Here is a 17,656-nt window from a genome sequence, read left to right as displayed (position 1 = left end):
TGCCTTTCGAGAGGACTCCCACCTCTAAACGTAAGTGAAGGTGGTGAGGTGAATCGAAAGAAATATTTTATTTTCAAGAAAACAATAGAAACATACGTTCTGTTTTTCTATAATATCCTTAACAAGGAGGTGAATAAAATGACAAAGGAAAATCCGTCAAACTATAAAACTCTTCAAATTTGGATTAAAAAAGGGCATCGTATGTATTCTTATTTTCAAGAATGTTGTCATAACGCTAAGAACATGTACAACACCACAAACTTTTATATACGCCAGGTGTACACTGGATTAACACAAGAAAAAGAGTTGCAGCCTTTGCAAAAAGAAGTTCTGGATAATATTCATAAAAATATTGATAAGATGAATGACACACAACTTCTTGCCTATCAGAAGAAATTGGAAAAAGAGAAATTAAAGCCTAAAGAAGAACAGAAAGAGATTACATGTAATTTGTTTTCAGAACCTAATTTTGAAAAACCTTATGTAGATTACAACTTTCTAGATGCACTATTTAAGGCTATGATTCAAAATGATTATCGAGCTTTGCCTACGCAATGTAGCCAGTCAATCATGAAGGGTTTGTTCCAAAATTGGAAATCTTTTTTTGCTAGTTTAAAAGACTATAAAAAGAATCCAAACAAATATGCTGGAACGCCTAGGATTCCAAAGTATATTCGTTCTTCTGAAAAAGAGATTCTGTATACAAACCAAGATTGCATCATTAAAAACGGTAGATTTTTAAAGTTTCCAAAGACGAAATTGCAATTAAATATTGGGAAACTAGGTTTCACTGAAGGTAAACTGAAACAAGTTCGTGTGATTCCAAAATACAATGAATATGTAGTGGAATTGGTAATTGATGTTCCTTCTGAACAACAAATGATTGAAGAGAATGCTCGTTATATGAGTATTGATTTAGGGATTGATAACCTTGCAACCATCGTAACAAACACAGGTATGAAACCTGTCCTTGTTAAGGGCAAACATATCAAAAGCATAAATCAATATTACAACAAAATGAAGAGTCATTTTACAAGCATTCTTAGAAATGGAAAACAAACGAATGAAGGACCTTTTACTTCTAAAAGGATAGAAAAACTTCATCAAAAACGTTACTTGAAAATAAAAGACGTCTTCCATAAAGTTAGTCACCATATCGTAAAACTAGCTCAAGAAGAAGAAGTTTGTAAAATCGTTATTGGTCAAAACAAAAGTTGGAAACAAGAAACGAATATGGGAAAAAGAAATAACCAATCGTTTTGTCATATCCCGCATAATTTACTGATTCAAATGATTACATACAAAGCAAATGCTGTAGGCATTCAAGTTGTTGTAACTGAAGAATCATATACATCGAAAGCAAGTTTTCTGGATAACGACTTCATTCCAACGTATGGAGAAAATGACCAAAATACAACTTTTTCAGGAAAACGAATAAAGCGCGGCATATATCGTTCAGCAAATAAAACTTTAATTCATGCAGATGTAAATGCTGCGGCTAACATTTTACGAAAAGTAATCCCAAATGCATGGACAAATGGGATAGAGGGGTTAAGCGTGAAACAGCTCGCTAATGTGTTAACTCCCCTGACGTTAATCGTCCGTTAGGTCGAAACGTTAGAAACCCCCACTTCAAGCTTTGCTAAGTGGGGGAGTGTTCATTGCTTTAGAAAATGATGTATGATATATTGTCAACGCAACTTATTAAAAGTGTTTAATAAGTATGTTGATTAAGGTGGTGAGCGATTTGAGTGAACAATTTGTTACTCAAAAATCGATTAAAGAGACGATCCTTCGCGGCATTCGTACAGCTCTTCTAGAGCGAGGTAGTGCAACGAAAGTTGAACTTAGTAATACATTAGAAATCAGTTTTCCAACGATAAGTAAATTTATAGAAAAAATGAAACAAGACGGTGAAGTCACTTTAGCCGGTTTAGATGATTCAAGTGGTGGAAGAAGAGCAAAACGATATGAATATAATCCAGAATATATGTTAGGTTTAGCGATATTTTTAGAAAAAAATGAGACGAACTATACAATTTTTAACTGTTTAGGGGAAGTAAAAGAACAAGGCAGTACTTCAAGTGCATTAATCGATACGGGTCTAAGTGTATTGACAGAACATATAGAAAGTCTTATAGCTACGTTTCCAAAGATAAGTTCAATCTCAATTGGTGTTCCTGGTGCTGTCGATAATGGGCGTATTTTCTATATTCCTGGATATGAAAAGTTCCAAAATTTTAATTTGAAAAGTCACTTGGAGGAACTGTTTTCTATACCAGTAGTAATAGAAAACGATATGAATGCTGCAGTACTCGGCTATCATAAAAATACTGGAAACAATGAAAATTCCTCTCTTGTATATTTGTATTCAGGTCAAAATGGCCCAGGTGCGGGGATTATGGTAAATGGAGATGTCGTACGCGGAAGCACATTTTTCTCAGGAGAGATATCTTTCGTCCCGCAGTACGATAATAAAAATTTCTTGCAAGCTTTGAGAAGTGAAGATTCGAATAATCCAGAGGAATATAATATAGATGCTATTACTCGTTTAATAGCTACATGTATAGCTATTATTAACCCTCATGGATTCATCTTCTGTGATGATGAAGTGAACCAAATTGTAATAGATCAGATTGTAAAAAGTTGTCCGCAGTACATTCCGGCAGAACATATTCCGAAAATAACAGTGAGCAACTGGAAAGAAGATTATTTATATGGGTTAAAAAGCCTTGGACTTGATCTTATGATTACGAGAACAAATAAAGAAAATTAAATGTAATGGCAATGAAGCATCCAATTGCCAGTTGAATAACATAAAAGAAAAGGTGTCGATTATGAAAATTGAACATGTAGCAATTTGGGTGAATGATTTAGAAAGAATGCGTGATTTTTATAAACAGTACTTCGGTGGTGAAGAAAATAGCTTATATCACAATCCGAAAAAGCAGTTTGAATCTTATTTCATAACTTTTGAAGGCGGTGCGCGTCTAGAACTTATGAAGCAGGTAGGGATAGACGAGAAAGTACAAACACAAACAATAGGATATGCGCATATTGCTTTTTCAGTAGATAGTAAAGAAAAAGTGAACGAATTAACTAATACATTAAGAGAAGCAGGATACTCAGTGTTAAACGGGCCGCGTACTACAGGGGATGGTTATTATGAAAGTGTAGTAAGTGATCCTGAAGGAAATCAGATTGAGATAACAATCTAACATTATATTTACTAATAATTGATAAAAAATAAAATTTTGTTGTTCCCCCAAATGTGTACGAGAAACTTATTATTTCTGCAGAAAGGGGGGACATAACGTTGAGTGAAATCATTTTTATTTTCTGTATATATCCATTGCTTGTTTGTATTGTTTCAATAGCTGGAGCATATAAAGTAGGTACATTTTATGTGATGCCAATAGTAACATTTCTTATTTTTCTTATGTTAAATGTTACAGTGCACGATCCAGCATTTTTCTTTTGGGTGGGCATGTATACTATTCTTTCATTTATTGTTTCTTATATAACTATCCTTTTTATAAAGGGATATAAAGTTGTAAAAAGAGAGCGTTAATATCATTTTGGGGAAATAGGGATTTACGGTGAACGATAACAACCTCATTTCACGTTGTAATGATGGGAAATGAGGTTGTTTGATTTCTATTTTTTATTGGAGTGATGAAAATCGCGAAGAATCTTCTCAATGACTGGATGAAGAGTACTAGGTAACTCATCAAGCGGAAAGAAACGTAATTCTTTTGACTCAGTTTTATCACATACAAGCTCCCCATAAAATTCTCGGCAAATATAAACAACGAGTACACCGTGTACTTGATCGCCATTTGGATAGATTTGAAAGAAATCTGGCCCTGAGTATGTACGGAATAGTTCTGGATTTTTAATAATAAGTCCAGTTTCTTCAAACACTTCTCGTTTTAAAGCATCTTCTAATGTTTCGTTATATTCTAAAGCACCGCCAATAATGCCCCAGCGGTTAAAATCTGTACGGAGCTGCAGCAATACTTCATCTTTTTCATTTACTATAATGGCGTGCGAACCTATTAAAATAAGTGGATGATTTCCTACTAGATTTCTCATATCTTCAATATAACCCATGTCATTGCTCCTTGTATTTAATAATAGTTAGGAAGTTCTTTTAACATTCTTTCTGTTTTACGTGCTGTAAAGGCTAAGTTATGGTCATCTTTCGTTCTAAAAAATAATGTGCGTAAAAAGGTTTTAATGTTGGCACATAAAATACAATACTCATTAAGCGAAAGGCGTTTTCTAATTTGAGGAAGCCTTTTTATTTTTTTTTGAATAATAGAAATTAACTCGTTTTGAGGAAAATCATGATACAGCATTGCTAGTAATGGAGTAACGATGCGCTCATCTTCGTTATTATGAAAAAGGTCAGATGGAATAAAGATTTTATTTAATAAACAATGAATTAATTCTTCGTACCATTCAAAAGTGGTATACGTATTATGAACAATTTCAGTAAAGGCATCAGATACGTGAGCAAGACAATGAGCCCATCCTTTATTTTCGATATAGCCCCGAAAATCTGTTTCTAAGTTTGTGTAAGTAATGAGTTTATTTTTTATTTCTTCGATATCCTCCTCTGTACAAAAGTAGTGCGAATTAGCGAATTGGAGTATTAACGCAATTAACGAAACAGTGTAAGAACGTGTGAAAACCCCATCTGTATGTGGGGAGTAAATGTCACAATATAAATACTCATCACTTAAACAAGTTTGCAGAAGTAATTTCAGTTGATCATCCATAAGGAATTCATGATGAATGAAATGCGCAAAACATTTATATATAAGTTGGTAACGAACGTAGCTATCAGTCGTTCCGATATACTGAAGCATGTTCAAAGTTAACTCATTTACGTCTATATGCTGTAGTTGCGTATAGTCATTTTGTTGTATAAGCTCTAACTGTTGTTGCAATGCTGTAATATCCACTGGAGAACCTCCTCCGCACTTTAAAGATGCGATCTTTTCTAGTATTCTATATATTCAAGGACAATCCTGCTCATGCAAGGAGAACGATTAGAAATTCGAGTATGATATAGATGAGGGAAGAATATGACGACGATAGAACAGTTAGAAAAATATTTTAAAATAAGAAGAAATGTTTCTTCTATTATGATAAAAGAAAATAATGCAGAGATTTTTACAGAAGAGCAATTAGAGGAAATGATGCAATATTGCGTTGTTGAAGCTAAAAAAGATGGATTAGAAAAACTATATTTTGAAATCTCTTCAAAAAGTCCAAATTATGATGTGTATAAAAAATGTTTTGAAACGTATTCATTTGAATATGTTACGGAAAACATGATTGTATTTAAAGATATATATGAAGTAGAAGATGTAGAAAGTGAAATTGATTTTAAGCTTATTGAAGAAGTTGGAGAAGAGGCTTTTTATTCACTGTGGAATGAAGCGACGGGAGAACCAGTCGCTCATGATCAAGTTGTGCATATGATGCTACAAGAAATTGGTGAGCAATGGAAAGAACATTGCTTAACAGCGAGTGTCGATGAAAAGCAGATAGGAATTGTAATCCCGCATATTGAAAGAGGTACGTTAGAAGAAGGGAAACTTATGTACTTCGCAGTTACTCCAAATATGCGTAATAAGGGATATGAAGAGGCATTATTTGCAGGTGCGATGTTTGTCTTAAAGGAAATAGGTGCATCTTATTATATTGGTGAGACAAATATACAAAATGAATGGATGAAGGATGTTTTTGAAAAGAATGGATGTCAGTTGCTGAGTTGTACTGAGCGGTATGTGAGGGAGTTTTAAGATATACTCTGGGACACATCTAGTGGGAACCCGTGTACAAATTTTGAACAAGTAAAAGAACTTTTCGCCTGTTTGTAAGATAAAAAGAAAAATGAGAACGACAAAGAAGTTATTCCTATAATAAAATAGAGTAAGATTTGACTATAAGAGAAAGCGTTGGTGAAAGAATGGAGCAGCAAAGAAATTGGCTACAAGCAACTGTAGAGAGAAATGAAGATAATACGTTACAAATAAAATGGGAAAATAATATAGAAGAAGTTCGTATTTATTGGAGTACTTCACCAGAACATGTTGAAGAAACTGGAGAATTACTTGCAACGGTAAATGGAGAATTATCATATACAATTGAAAACCCGAGTGAAAATGAACGTCCATATTTTAGATTAGTAGGAAGTAATGGACAAGCAGTAACAGTAGCTGAGCGTAGACTGCCATTACAAGGCGCGTTTAACTTCCGTGATATGGGAGGATATGAAACGACAGAAGGCCGTAAAGTGAAATGGGGCAAATTATACCGTTCTGAAGAATTAGCCGGACTAACAGAATGGGATATTGCGTATTTACAAAAGTCTGGCTTAAAGTTAATTTGTGATTACCGTACAGACTTTGAAGTGAAGCATAAGCCGAATCCAGAAATTACAGGTGCTCGTCAAGTGTGCTTACCAGTTATGCAAGACTTAGCGAAAGACTTAAATATAAATGAGTTTTTCCAAGTTGGTGACCTTTCTATGTTAGGAAAACCAGGTGAGTATCTTGTGAAAATGAATCAGGATTTTGTAAGTGGCAACGAGGCATTCGTGAGCTTCTTAAACTTAGCGCAAAACCCGGAAAACTTACCGTTAGTAAACCACTGTACAGCTGGAAAAGATCGTACTGGATTTGGTTCAGCATTATTATTACTTTTACTAGGTGTACCGGAAAAAACAGTAATGGAAGATTACTTATTAAGTAACGGATTCCGTGAAAAGTTAAATGAAAAAATGATGGCCTTTTTAGGTGCGAAATTACAAAACGATGAGAGCAGAGCGATATTAGGTGCAATGTTTGAAGCGCGCGCCGAATATTTACAAGCTGCGATTGATGGAATCCAAAAGCAATACGGATCAGTTGAAGCATACGCCGAAAAAGCTCTTGGCTTTACGAAAGATTCGTTAGAAGAAATGAAAGTGTTATTGCTGGAAGATTAATAATGAGAAGGAGGCTGATTTGGATTAGCCTCCTTTTACTATTGTTGTTATAATTTTGTTAATGAGGATGTTGTGCACCGAGGAGAAAATGGATGAAAAGAACTTAAGAATCGGGGGATAAAATGATTCATACACGTGTAAAAGCAGAGGGGTTAAGAGAAAAGCTGGTAACAATACTAAGTCAAGAGTATAAGGAACTAGCTATTCAAGATTTAAAGGTGATTGGAACGGGAGTGCAAAATATTGTTTTTCAAGGAGATTCAGAAAAGGGGTCTTTGGCATTTCGAGTACCGTGGGAAAGGGAAGTGGAAAATATAAATGAAGACTTATTTAACAGTCGGATTTCGTTGCAAAAGGAAGCGGAGCTGTCTAAGTATTGTCATTCAAAAGGTATTCCAGTACCAAGGATACACGGATTGCATCTTTCAACCGAACTTGATTTTTTAATTTCGGATTGTGTGTATGCTGATCATATGCCAATTTCCGCATGCAAAATAGGGGAGTTAGTGAGCAAGCTTCATAGTATGCCAATTGATGGTTTGTATTACAAACAAAATATTAGAGAGCCCATTAGTAAGTATATAGCAGAACGAATTGTGAAACGGATAGAAGGGTTTAATACAATCACAAACTGTAAAATTAATCTTCCGGATACAAAAACAATTGAATATATTCTTAGTACAGCAGATCATGTAAAATGTTTATTACATATGGACATTCGACCAGCCAATTTAATCGGGTATAATGGAGAAGTTAAAGCAATAGTTGATTGGGATAACGCTTTAATTGGTCATCCATTACTGGAGCTTATGAGAATAGCTGAAACAAATGAGGTTAGTTGGGATGAATTTAAAGATGGATATAAGAATGATAGTATCTTTAATGTTACTCCTCATATTGTTAGTTTATTTTATAGACTAGATACAGCAGTCATGCTAGCAAACTTATTTATAGCACATTTGAAAATAAAAGATAAAGGTGTATTCTATAAAGAGCGGGTTAAAGCGCTTCATCACGAAATATATAAAAGTTTATAAGCAATGAGAACGAAGCTTTTAAAATAGGAATTGAGGAGAACATCATGAAATACAAATTTATATTATTCGACGTAGACGATACATTATTAGATTTCCCAAAAACGGAAAGACACGCATTACACAATGCGTTTGTACAGTTCGGCATGCCTACAGGGTATAATGATTATCTTGCAAGCTATAAAGAGATTAGTAATGGATTATGGAGAGATTTAGAAAATAAAATGATTACGCTAAGTGAATTAGCAGTAGATCGATTTAGACAATTATTTGCACTTCATAATATAGACATAGATGCACAGCAATTTAGTGATGTATATCTTGAAAATTTAGAGAAAGAAGTACATCTTATAGAAGGCGCAGTACAATTATGTGAAAATCTACAAGATTGCAAGTTAGGTATTATTACGAATGGATATACGAAGGTGCAACAATCAAGAATCGGAAATTCGCCTTTATGTAATTTCTTTGATCATATTATTATTTCTGAAGAAGTTGGTCATCAAAAACCAGCACGTGAGATTTTTGATTATGCATTTGAGAAATTCGGAATTACGGATAAATCAAGTGTACTAATGGTTGGAGATTCGCTAACTTCTGATATGAAAGGTGGAGAAGACTACGGCATTGATACGTGTTGGTATAATCCGAGTTTGAAAGAGAATAAGGCAAGTGTTAAGCCGACTTATGAAGTGGAGAGCCTGCTACAAATTTTAGAGATTGCAGAAGTGGCTGAAGAAAAGGTAGCTTCATTTTAATTGTGTTGAAATTTAATGAATCGTCGATATAATTTCATATACTAAGATATGGAACAAAAAAGATGGCACCAAGTCAAAACAATTTTACTGAAGAAAACAGAAATAAAATCAGAACCATTTAAACAAGCTGGAATTAAAATTGAGGGTTAATGTGGAGAAGGTTTTGGAAAACAGAAATAACACGAAATAATATTTTAAGCAATTTGTAATGACAAATTACAAACTGCTTAAAAATAAAAAAAGATTGCCTCTTAGGATATGAGCAATCTTTTTTATTTTGTTAGGAGATGAAATGTATATTTTTGTACCCTATCTCCATCAAGTAAAAAAATGTTTGGTCCCTAATAATGAAAAAAATGAATTTAATTTTCATAAATAACTGTAAAGTGGTAAAAATTTCGTTTTGGAAGTAATTCGAAATTTTAAGTTAATGGGCATAGGTTGGAACCATTTCCTTGTTTAGACTGGATATCCGCCTGTTGGCGGTGGCCAAGCACTAAATAATCTGCGGATCAGCACAATTTCTCCTAAATGGTAGGAGTTGTGAGATGCAATATTGCGTAGAACACCGCCAGTGGTTTCACCAGGCCATTCCTCCAATATTTTGTCCAATTGAACAGTTTGGGCAATCGTGCATGCCTGTTCAATCCCTTGAAGAAAATACTGAATAATCTGTTGCCACTCTTCTTCACTGGCAGGACATTCTTCTTCAGGCCAGCTCTCTTTTACATGGGCGGGCAATGCAGGCTTCTTCCCCTGGGCGGATAATAAGAGAAAATCTTGCCAGTAGGTCATGTGTTTTACTAATTGATAAATAGAATAAGGTAGTTCCTCTCTGCGTTTTCCCGCAAGCACCATGTCTATATCCGACAAAGCATTTTTGATGGGAAGATGTCCTCGTTCTCCTCTTAACGATTTTACTAATGCTAGGCTAAATGCCTTATTTGATTGATCCATAATAATTGACTCCCATCCTGTTTTATTTTCTAATTTGCTGATTTTAAGGTTTCGTCTCTTTTATATGTACTAAATAAATTATAGAAGATTTACGACTATTAAGAGAAAGTAAAATAAGGAAAAAATAACAAGAATCACTTACTTCTTAACGCACAGGAAATCGTTGTTTTTTATTTGAATAGTACCTTAATATACAATTGTAGTAACAGATAAATCAAAGGTTCGAATAACAATATCCAGGTCTGCGATAATGTCAGCCACTTTTGATTTTAGCTATTCCAATCCCTACTGAATTTTGTCCAATTGATTTTATTGTGAATGAACTATGAGTTGATTATAATGGTTAGAGTGAACTCTAAGTCAAGAAAAAATAATAAAAGGATAGTTATTCTATTATGAGGGAGTTCGTAAAGCGAAAATAGTGTTTCTATACTAAGGTCATTTACGTGTTATAATACATAAATTAAATGTGTATATATACATAGTTTCTCAGAGTGCTGCAATGTTAGGTATGAACTGTGTAACAACTAGAGGTGAATAAAGGATGTTAACGTTTTTATTTGAGTTAGACAAGAATCTCCCGCAGAAGGATGAGCCACGGTATGTTGCTTATACAAATGGTTTTATCGAAGGGGATTTAACAATTTGTATGGGTGACAGAGTATTTTTTCAAAAATCATGTATGAAGGTTGCAGAGCTGGGCATTTATTTAGGTCAGTGGATGGAACAAGTTCAACACGGGCAAAACGTGCCTATGAAATATGAAACGGCTGACCGTGAAGAGGTCATTCTTGGTTTCTTCTATGAAGAGGATCATAACCAATGGAATGTTTCTTCCAGCTGGCAAGAATTTGAACTTCAAGAGCGTATCTCTACTGAAACATTAGTAGAGAGCGTTCAATGCTATTTATATGAGCTAAATAAGGAACTGCGTGCGATAGAATATCCTGTGACGTTTGATCAGTACTTAAGAGGAGAGCGAATGATGCAGCTTTCTTACAAACGACTGTGTGATAGCAAAGCAGATACGACGCCGATAGAGTTTTATAATGGAAGTGAGCAAGTAGGCGTAGTACGGGGTTATTATAAAAATACGTTGATGAGAGTGCTGGACTTCATTCCGAAAATTGGTAGTAATATCATTTATGAAATAAAGGATAGTAAGGGAAATATTCGCGTCATTGCAAAGGATGTAAGTAGGCAACGCCAAAGAAAGATTTTAGTAACGTACATCGATAATAATGATGCAGAGCATGAAATACTTGTATGTGACGGAAAGTTATTGGATGCAAATTTTATATTTACCTTTACATATAAGGCAGAAGAATATGTTGTTCATAAAACTTCATTTGGAATGGGAAAATTATTACGAAAAGGCTATTTAATCGCAGATTGGAATATTCGTCTTGAGGAAGATATGTATTACATCGAGATGAATGCATATGATGGAGATTACATGGAGGATCAATACTTACTATTAGGCGTATTTCATGCGGTTTTATATGGATAATCGATGAGAAATACCGTCATTCTTCTTGGAAAGAATGACGGTATTTTTTTATGTGATTCTTGTGACTAGACGCCTTTAATTAATCCTCGAAAATAAAAATCTCATCAATCGTACTATGTAGTGCCTTCGCTATATCGTGAGCAAGTTGTAAGGAAGGATTGTATTTACCTTTTTCGAGATGACTAATTGTTTCACGTCGCACACCAACGCTCTTTGCTAAATCTTCTTGTGTCATGTTCAATTTGGCGCGGTATTCTTTTATCCTCGTTACGAACGCCATGGTGCATCTTCCATTTCATCAACAGGTTTATCATAAAAGAACATAGAAAAACCGAACGTAAGAATGAGTGTGCCGAAAATAAGAGCGATATCAATTTCTTGTAGCGCCGGGTTTGAAAATAACATTTCAATAAATATAATGATAGCGGTAGTGAGTAATGTAACGATAAATGCATTGCGACACGATTTATTGACAATTTGTTCAAACAGTTCATCGTGTTGAACTGTTCTATACGATGTGAAAAAGGAGAAGAAACAGAACATAGTAAACAATCCTTTTTCATAAAAAAATCCGAGGAAACCGAAGAAACCGAGAAATCCTAAATATTTTATCCAAGTTGTTTTCATGATAGGTCCTCCTTACGTTGTTAGAAATAAGTCACGTTATGTTACAAATATATCACAATTGGATAGGAATGGTAATAATAGTTTTCCAGTTTGCTTCATAATAATAGTAAAAAGAGGAAATATGCTGCGAAATAAAGAGGATAATATTGTAAAATGATTGTAAGGAGGGGGAGGAAGAAATGCTAACTTGGATCATGATTGTTGTATTACTTGTAGTGATTACTGTCATTGCGACGGTGTTAATTGGGCGGAATGGTGATGCAAATTATAGCAAAGCGACAAAGGGGAATATTAAACGATTAACAATGATTTATATTATACTAGCTGTCGTTTTAGTTGTTGGATTAGGGGTGTATATTTATTTTAAAGGTTAAATAAACTGAAAAATGTAAAAATCTTAAAATAGAAGTATGCTATAATATCAATATAGTTATTTGGTAATTAAGGAAAGGATTGGATGGAATGATTGAAATTAAGAATGTGTCAAAAAGTTATAATGGGTCTACCTATGCAGTAAAAGATTTAAGTTTATCTGTACCTAGCGGCGAAATCTTTGGATTTTTAGGACCGAATGGTGCGGGTAAATCCACGACAATTAAGATGATTACTGGCATTCACGGGGTGGACAAAGGGACTATTACGATTAACGGAAAAAATATTATGGAAGAGCCGATGGAAGCGAAGAAGACGTTTGGTTATGTGCCGGATAGTCCAGATATGTTTTTACGTTTAAAAGGAATTGAATATTTAAACTTTATGGCAGATATGTATGAAGTGCCGAAAGAAGTAAGACAAGAACGAATAGAGTCTTTAGCGAAGAAGTTTGATCTTTATAATGCATTATCTGATCAAATTCAAAGTTATTCGCACGGTATGAGACAAAAAATCGTTATTATTGGTGTACTCGTGCATGAGCCAGATGTATGGATTTTAGATGAACCGTTAACAGGGCTTGATCCGAAATCTGCATATATTTTAAAAGAAATGATGAGAGAGCATGCGGATAAAGGAAAGATTGTATTTTTCTCTACACACGTATTAGAAGTAGCAGAAAAAATATGTGACCGCGTTGCGATTATTAATAAGGGGAATTTGCAGTTTAAAGGAAATTTAAATGAAATGAGAGATCATTTTAAATCCAATGAATCACTTGAAAAAATGTTCTTGGAGATGACGGGAAATGAGTAAAATTTGGACGTTAACGAAAGTATTATTGAAATTAAATTATGCAGATTTCATAACAGATAAGAAGAAGCGATGGGCGTATGTATTTTCATTTGCAGCTATTTTATTTGTTGGCTTTTTAATGTTTGGTTCTATAACGCACGCAATGTATGAGGGAACGAAACAATTAGGGCAAGACCCAGGAATGATTATCGCAATGGGACTTGCGATTGCGAGTATATGGGTATTTTTAATGAGTATTACGAACATTTTAACTGTATTTTATTACAGTAATGACATTGAAATGTTACTACCATTACCATTAAAACCAGCGCAAATTATTTCGGCAAAATTTTTAACAGTATTAATTACACAATACGTAATGAGTTCATTCATTTTATTACCAATCTTTATTACGTACGGGTTAAAAAGTGGCGCATTTATTACATATTACATATACATGATTTTGATTTACTTACTCTTCCCGATTGTGCCGTTAGTATTAGCTTCGTTACTTATGACAGTAATCATGAGATATACAAATATAGCGAAAAATAAAGATCGAGGCAATATATTTATCGGAATCGTAAGTATACTATTTATTGTAGGAATTAACGTATTTATGCAGTGGAAAAATAAAAGTGCGTTTTCTGAAGATGCAATTGCGAGTTATCTTGCGAATAATCAATCCTCTCTTTTAGTACAAATGACAAATTATTTTCCAACTACATATTTTGGAGCAGTGGCATTAGTAGAAAATGCAAATTGGAAGGGACCTTTATATGTAATAATCTTTGCAGTTATTTCATTTGTCTTCTTTGTGTTGTTTTATTACATAGCAGAGCGTACATATTTAAAAGGGGTTATTGGACTTTCAACGAGTACAGCAAAGAAACAAGTTATTTCGGCGGAAGATTTACAGAAATCAACAGCACAAAGTTCGCATTTAAAAGCGTATGTGAAAAAAGAATTTAAAACGTTATTCCGTACACCACAATTTTTCTTAAATTGCATTGTACAAACTTTCGTTATGCCAATTATGTTGTTCTTTATTTTATTTGTGCAAGATGGAAATTTAAAGTTTATTACAGAGTATATTAACAATCCAAAGACAACGGGATTTGCAATTGGTGTTGGCCTTTGTGCATCGTTATTTTTAATGGGTAGTAATGTCATTGCAACAACGTCATTTTCGCGAGATGGAAGCTCTTGGTTTGTGAATCGTTATTTACCAGTAAAGGCTTCGGATATCTTTTTTGCGAAAGCAATCACTGCTTGGTTAATTAATGTAATCATTTTAGCAGTATTCGGTATTACGATGGCAGTTGTAGCTGGGATTTCTCCAGTCTTCATGATACTGTGGTTTTTACTAAGTGCGAACGGGTTACTGTTAATTAATTTAATCGGAACACGCTGGGACGCACAAACTGCAGATATTCATTGGGATACAGAGCAGAAACTATTTAAAAGTCGATATACAACTTTATGGAATTTTTTAGCTAATATTTTAATAGCTTTAATTATTGTGGGGGGAGTAAGTGGATTATACTTCTTCCTTCAAGTAGGACTTTGGGTTATGTTTATCGTTTTATTTGTAATGTTTACGATTGTAAACTATATCTTTATTAAAATGTTAAAATTAGGTGCTGAACGTATACTGTCAAATATTCAATAAGAAGATAGATCCTCTGTATTCATGCAGAGGATCTGTGTATAGATGGAGGAGAAAAAGGTGAAGAAAATAGCAATTGTAACAGGGGCAACTCGTCTGAATGGAATTGGTGCAGCTGTATGCAAGGTGCTTGCTCAAAAGGGGATAGACATTTTTTTCACGTACTGGCCAAAGTATGATAAAGCGATGCCATGGGGAATGAGTGATCAAGAACCCTTTTTGCTGAAAAAGGAAATTGAAAGTTACGATGTACGATGTGAAATGGCAGAAATCAATTTATCGCAGTCTTATTCGCCAAATCGTTTGTTTTATATGGTATCAGAACGGTTAGGTGATCCATCTATTCTAGTTAATAATGCAGTATATTCTACTCATACGAGAATTGAGGAATTAGATGTAGAGCAGTTGGATAAACATTATACAGTTAATGTTCGGGCTACTATGCTATTAAGTTCATTGTTTATAAAACATTATTCACTTAAAATGGGCGGGAGTATTATTAATCTTACTTCAGGACAGTCAGTAGGTCCAATGCCAGATGAACTAGCATATGCAGCAACGAAAGGGGCAATTGAAGCATTTACAAAGTCAGTAGCACCAGTTGCGATGGAGAAGGGGATTACAGTGAATGCTGTAGATCCAGGACCGACGAATACAGGATGGATTACAGAGGAGCTGAAGCATCATTTAGTATGGAAGTTCCCGCAAGGTAAAGTAGGAGAACCGGTGGATGCTGCGCGCTTAATTTCTTTTTTAGTAAGTGAAGAAGCGAAATGGGTTACTGGGCAAGTCATTCACTCGAATGGTGGTTATTCATAAAAATATTATGTTAACAAATGTTGAGAAACAAAAAACGAAAGAAAATTTTATTTTTTTGTATAAATAAAATGTCAAGAAAGATAAAAATTTGATAGAAGAGTATATCGTCATATGAAGATAGTAATTCTTAATGTGACAATATACTCTTTTTCTTTTACTTGCAAGTAGAAAAATGAAGTAGAAGAAACTCGAATATTAAAATGAGTTTATCAGTTTTTGTACGTATTATTATGAAGATTACTGTCGGAAAGATGGTAATTCGTATGAAAAGGGATTTTTTAAGGGGGAATCGAATCGTAAAGGGGAGGATAAATTATGTAAAACATAGGGGGATTTATATGAAAATGAAAAAGGTCGCTATCGCATCGATAACAATTGGTACAATGCTTACTATGGCAGCTTGTAGTCCTTCAGCAGATAAAGAAACGGAAAAGAAAGAGCAAGTAACTGCGCAAAATGATGGAGAAGCAAAAACGACAAGTGCAGATGAAGCGTCAAAAACAACGAAAGATACTGAAAAAGAAACAAATACTTCTTCAAATGAAAAAACAGATAAGGATGCAAAAAATACGAAAGAATCATCAGGGACAGAAAGTAACGGAAAAACGTCAACTCAAAACGAAAATGTAAAAACAAAAGAAAAAGAGACGACAGGAAAAACGAATGATCAAACGACTAGCGGGAAAACAACAGATCAAAGCACAAGTACAAGCACAAACAATAACGGAAAGACAACGAAAGATCCGAAGAAAAGTGTTGCTGTGAAAACGAATGTTAAAGAAGTTGTAGCATTAATTGATAGCTTGGACAAGCAGTTAGCTGCTAATCCGAAATTGGAAACAGTGAATAAGCTTGGCAAACAAATTAATGAAAAGTGGGATGTGATTGAAAAAGAGCTAGAGGCATCACATCCGACGGATTCTAAAACAATCGGTCAAAGTATGTATCCGTTAATTGTAGGAGCGGAGAAAGAAAAAATCGATATTAATAAAATGAAATCTTTAACGACGAAAACGAAAAAAGATTTAAATCAGTTATTGACGAAACTTTCGTAGTTTCAAAAGCCTACTCGTGTCAGTAGGCTTTTTTGGTTGTTATACTGTGCACAGTATAACTTATTTATTTTCATTTTCAATTACGATGCGAAAGGAACTAAATGCTTGTTGACTGATATAATCTTCTTCGCTAACTTTATAAGGAAATGGAAAAGCGACGAGTTGAAAATTACTTTCCTGATCCACTGAAGGCAATATGAAATTAAAGATTTGCCTCGTTTCAGGTGCAACTTTAGTATAAACGACTTTTCTATTGTTAAATATTTCAACTTGTTTCCAATCTTTAAAAGCCACGATTGCGTAAGTCATTTCATCATTCGTTTCATTACCGTTTGATAGGGTTAATTGCTTGCCTTCCTTTTCAAAGAAGACAGTTTGTAAGTTCTCTTCACGGTTCGTAACAAATAATGGTTCGTAAAGACCATCTTTTAAAATAGCATCTGGATCTATATGGGAGAGTTTTATTTTTTCGCTTTCTTTCTGAGGAAGACGCATTGAGTATCGCATACTTAGAATATCTTCTAAAATGGCTGCTTTATTTAAGTTATTATCTTTTAATTTGTATTCAGGTTTTTTAATTATTAAAAAGGTTAATTCACTTGCATTAGGAGAAGTGTGTAAAGAGATTTTCGTAGTCATTGAACTGTTTGGCTTCATATCAAAAAAATAGTGTGATATTTCATTAGTAGTATCTTCTATTTTAAAAGGTTTTTGTTCGTAATCTTCTAGAACAATTAATCCATATTTTCGGTTTTCGTTAATAGTATGTACGAATGATAATGATACATTAATTTTATTATCCTCACTAGTAATTGTACTACCGTTGTTAATATGTTGGCCTTGATTATCCTTCAATCCGTAAGAAATAGTATTGGTTTGTTGCCCTCTCTTATTTTCTTTAGAAGGTGGATGAGGTTGTATGATTGAGGTATTGAACAAAATATAAATTGTAAGTAATGAAATGAGTAAAACACCGATAATAATATATATTTGTTTCATAAATAGCACCTCAATATATGTAAAGTATTAGAGAAAAAAGATATGCAAGATGCATATC

General features: G+C 34.0%; 20 protein-coding genes. 14 read left to right on the top strand and 6 right to left on the bottom strand.

Features of this window, described 5'->3' with window-relative positions; translation table 11 throughout:
• The first annotated feature begins 138 nt into the window (after nucleotides 1-138).
• From QCI81_RS03585 to QCI81_RS03570, 4 genes are all read left to right on the top strand, one after another.
• A complete protein-coding gene (locus tag QCI81_RS03585; RefSeq protein ID WP_065484525.1) occupies nucleotides 139-1,608 on the top strand; it encodes an RNA-guided endonuclease InsQ/TnpB family protein in 1,470 nt (489 codons plus the stop codon).
• A 139-nt stretch (nucleotides 1,609-1,747) separates the two neighbouring features.
• A complete protein-coding gene (locus QCI81_RS03580) occupies nucleotides 1,748-2,776 on the top strand; it encodes an ROK family transcriptional regulator (RefSeq protein ID WP_000003038.1) in 1,029 nt (342 codons plus the stop codon).
• Nucleotides 2,777-2,837: 61 nt separating this feature from the next.
• The gene (locus tag QCI81_RS03575) at nucleotides 2,838-3,218 is read left to right on the top strand and encodes a VOC family protein (protein WP_000687573.1); all 381 of its coding nucleotides are present in this window, start codon (nucleotides 2,838-2,840) and stop codon (nucleotides 3,216-3,218) included.
• Nucleotides 3,219-3,316: 98 nt separating this feature from the next.
• Entirely contained in the window at nucleotides 3,317-3,571 is a 255-nt protein-coding gene (locus tag QCI81_RS03570) for a YbeF family protein (protein WP_001289515.1), read from the top strand.
• Between the two features lie 86 nt (nucleotides 3,572-3,657).
• On the opposite strand, the gene QCI81_RS03565 is transcribed toward QCI81_RS03570, so the two are convergent.
• A complete protein-coding gene (locus QCI81_RS03565; RefSeq protein ID WP_071731038.1) occupies nucleotides 3,658-4,113 on the bottom strand; it encodes an NUDIX hydrolase in 456 nt (151 codons plus the stop codon).
• Between the two features lie 17 nt (nucleotides 4,114-4,130).
• Entirely contained in the window at nucleotides 4,131-4,970 is an 840-nt protein-coding gene (locus QCI81_RS03560; RefSeq protein WP_053563955.1) for a DUF2785 domain-containing protein, read from the bottom strand.
• 123 nt (nucleotides 4,971-5,093) lie between these two features.
• On the opposite strand from QCI81_RS03560, the gene QCI81_RS03555 reads away from it, so the two are divergent.
• From QCI81_RS03555 to QCI81_RS03540, 4 genes are all read left to right on the top strand, one after another.
• Nucleotides 5,094-5,816, top strand: a complete 723-nt coding sequence (locus QCI81_RS03555; RefSeq protein WP_023522529.1) for a GNAT family N-acetyltransferase — start codon at nucleotides 5,094-5,096, stop codon at nucleotides 5,814-5,816.
• Nucleotides 5,817-5,983: 167 nt separating this feature from the next.
• Nucleotides 5,984-7,003 (top strand): tyrosine-protein phosphatase, encoded by a 1,020-nt coding sequence (locus QCI81_RS03550; protein ID WP_071731039.1) that lies wholly within the window; start codon nucleotides 5,984-5,986, stop codon nucleotides 7,001-7,003.
• 122 nt (nucleotides 7,004-7,125) lie between these two features.
• On the top strand, nucleotides 7,126-8,040 hold the full coding sequence (locus tag QCI81_RS03545) for a phosphotransferase family protein (RefSeq protein ID WP_071731041.1): 915 nt from the start codon (nucleotides 7,126-7,128) through the stop codon (nucleotides 8,038-8,040).
• Nucleotides 8,041-8,084: 44 nt separating this feature from the next.
• Nucleotides 8,085-8,795: a YjjG family noncanonical pyrimidine nucleotidase gene (locus QCI81_RS03540; RefSeq protein WP_071731043.1), complete on the top strand. Its 711-nt coding sequence runs from the start codon at nucleotides 8,085-8,087 to the stop codon at nucleotides 8,793-8,795.
• A 459-nt stretch (nucleotides 8,796-9,254) separates the two neighbouring features.
• On the opposite strand, the gene QCI81_RS03535 is transcribed toward QCI81_RS03540, so the two are convergent.
• Nucleotides 9,255-9,752 (bottom strand): DinB family protein, encoded by a 498-nt coding sequence (locus QCI81_RS03535; protein WP_016080905.1) that lies wholly within the window; start codon nucleotides 9,750-9,752, stop codon nucleotides 9,255-9,257.
• A gap of 544 nt (nucleotides 9,753-10,296) precedes the next feature.
• Here QCI81_RS03535 and QCI81_RS03530 point away from each other — a divergent pair.
• Complete coding sequence (locus tag QCI81_RS03530) at nucleotides 10,297-11,262, top strand: tubby C-terminal domain-like protein (RefSeq protein WP_071731045.1); 966 nt, start codon at nucleotides 10,297-10,299, stop codon at nucleotides 11,260-11,262.
• Nucleotides 11,263-11,341: 79 nt separating this feature from the next.
• Here the strand turns inward: QCI81_RS03530 and QCI81_RS03525 are convergent, their stop codons facing one another.
• On the bottom strand, nucleotides 11,342-11,542 hold the full coding sequence (locus tag QCI81_RS03525; RefSeq protein ID WP_000896323.1) for a helix-turn-helix transcriptional regulator: 201 nt from the start codon (nucleotides 11,540-11,542) through the stop codon (nucleotides 11,342-11,344).
• Nucleotides 11,530-11,889, bottom strand: coding sequence for a DUF3796 domain-containing protein (locus tag QCI81_RS03520; protein ID WP_071731046.1), 360 nt, complete (start codon nucleotides 11,887-11,889; stop codon nucleotides 11,530-11,532). Before QCI81_RS03520 ends, QCI81_RS03525 begins: the two co-directional genes overlap by 13 nt.
• A 179-nt stretch (nucleotides 11,890-12,068) precedes the next feature.
• On the opposite strand from QCI81_RS03520, the gene QCI81_RS03515 reads away from it, so the two are divergent.
• From QCI81_RS03515 to QCI81_RS03495, 5 genes are all read left to right on the top strand, one after another.
• On the top strand, nucleotides 12,069-12,263 hold the full coding sequence (locus QCI81_RS03515) for a hypothetical protein (protein ID WP_000958863.1): 195 nt from the start codon (nucleotides 12,069-12,071) through the stop codon (nucleotides 12,261-12,263).
• Between the two features lie 88 nt (nucleotides 12,264-12,351).
• Nucleotides 12,352-13,077: an ABC transporter ATP-binding protein gene (locus tag QCI81_RS03510; protein ID WP_071731047.1), complete on the top strand. Its 726-nt coding sequence runs from the start codon at nucleotides 12,352-12,354 to the stop codon at nucleotides 13,075-13,077.
• Nucleotides 13,070-14,728, top strand: a complete 1,659-nt coding sequence (locus QCI81_RS03505) for a putative ABC transporter permease subunit (RefSeq protein WP_071731048.1) — start codon at nucleotides 13,070-13,072, stop codon at nucleotides 14,726-14,728. Before QCI81_RS03510 ends, QCI81_RS03505 begins: the two co-directional genes overlap by 8 nt.
• Nucleotides 14,729-14,785: 57 nt before the next feature.
• A complete protein-coding gene (locus tag QCI81_RS03500; RefSeq protein ID WP_353810612.1) occupies nucleotides 14,786-15,544 on the top strand; it encodes an SDR family oxidoreductase in 759 nt (252 codons plus the stop codon).
• 338 nt (nucleotides 15,545-15,882) lie between these two features.
• Complete coding sequence (locus tag QCI81_RS03495; protein ID WP_000782545.1) at nucleotides 15,883-16,599, top strand: hypothetical protein; 717 nt, start codon at nucleotides 15,883-15,885, stop codon at nucleotides 16,597-16,599.
• Nucleotides 16,600-16,659: 60 nt separating this feature from the next.
• Here the strand turns inward: QCI81_RS03495 and QCI81_RS03490 are convergent, their stop codons facing one another.
• Complete coding sequence (locus tag QCI81_RS03490; protein ID WP_000810150.1) at nucleotides 16,660-17,598, bottom strand: hypothetical protein; 939 nt, start codon at nucleotides 17,596-17,598, stop codon at nucleotides 16,660-16,662.
• Nucleotides 17,599-17,656 lie beyond the last annotated feature (58 nt).

The sequence above is a fragment of the Bacillus cereus group sp. MG20 genome, assembly GCF_040459885.1.
Taxonomy (GTDB): Bacteria; Bacillota; Bacilli; order Bacillales; family Bacillaceae_G; genus Bacillus_A; species Bacillus_A cereus.
Note: the sequence above shows the minus strand (reverse complement) of the source record. Positions and strands in the feature narration are given on the sequence as shown.

What these genes read in the sequence shown, in the direction of transcription:
- QCI81_RS03585 (WP_065484525.1), top strand. Translation starts at nt 139, where the DNA reads ATGACAAAGGAAAATCCGTCAAACTATAAAACTCTTCAAATTTGGATT.
- QCI81_RS03575 (WP_000687573.1), top strand. Translation starts at nt 2,838, where the DNA reads ATGAAAATTGAACATGTAGCAATTTGGGTGAATGATTTAGAAAGAATG.
- QCI81_RS03565 (WP_071731038.1), bottom strand. Translation starts at nt 4,113, where the DNA reads ATGGGTTATATTGAAGATATGAGAAATCTAGTAGGAAATCATCCACTT.
- QCI81_RS03555 (WP_023522529.1), top strand. Translation starts at nt 5,094, where the DNA reads ATGACGACGATAGAACAGTTAGAAAAATATTTTAAAATAAGAAGAAAT.
- QCI81_RS03550 (WP_071731039.1), top strand. Translation starts at nt 5,984, where the DNA reads ATGGAGCAGCAAAGAAATTGGCTACAAGCAACTGTAGAGAGAAATGAA.
- QCI81_RS03545 (WP_071731041.1), top strand. Translation starts at nt 7,126, where the DNA reads ATGATTCATACACGTGTAAAAGCAGAGGGGTTAAGAGAAAAGCTGGTA.
- QCI81_RS03540 (WP_071731043.1), top strand. Translation starts at nt 8,085, where the DNA reads ATGAAATACAAATTTATATTATTCGACGTAGACGATACATTATTAGAT.
- QCI81_RS03535 (WP_016080905.1), bottom strand. Translation starts at nt 9,752, where the DNA reads ATGGATCAATCAAATAAGGCATTTAGCCTAGCATTAGTAAAATCGTTA.
- QCI81_RS03530 (WP_071731045.1), top strand. Translation starts at nt 10,297, where the DNA reads ATGTTAACGTTTTTATTTGAGTTAGACAAGAATCTCCCGCAGAAGGAT.
- QCI81_RS03525 (WP_000896323.1), bottom strand. Translation starts at nt 11,542, where the DNA reads ATGGCGTTCGTAACGAGGATAAAAGAATACCGCGCCAAATTGAACATG.
- QCI81_RS03520 (WP_071731046.1), bottom strand. Translation starts at nt 11,889, where the DNA reads ATGAAAACAACTTGGATAAAATATTTAGGATTTCTCGGTTTCTTCGGT.
- QCI81_RS03515 (WP_000958863.1), top strand. Translation starts at nt 12,069, where the DNA reads ATGCTAACTTGGATCATGATTGTTGTATTACTTGTAGTGATTACTGTC.
- QCI81_RS03510 (WP_071731047.1), top strand. Translation starts at nt 12,352, where the DNA reads ATGATTGAAATTAAGAATGTGTCAAAAAGTTATAATGGGTCTACCTAT.
- QCI81_RS03505 (WP_071731048.1), top strand. Translation starts at nt 13,070, where the DNA reads ATGAGTAAAATTTGGACGTTAACGAAAGTATTATTGAAATTAAATTAT.
- QCI81_RS03495 (WP_000782545.1), top strand. Translation starts at nt 15,883, where the DNA reads ATGAAAATGAAAAAGGTCGCTATCGCATCGATAACAATTGGTACAATG.
- QCI81_RS03490 (WP_000810150.1), bottom strand. Translation starts at nt 17,598, where the DNA reads ATGAAACAAATATATATTATTATCGGTGTTTTACTCATTTCATTACTT.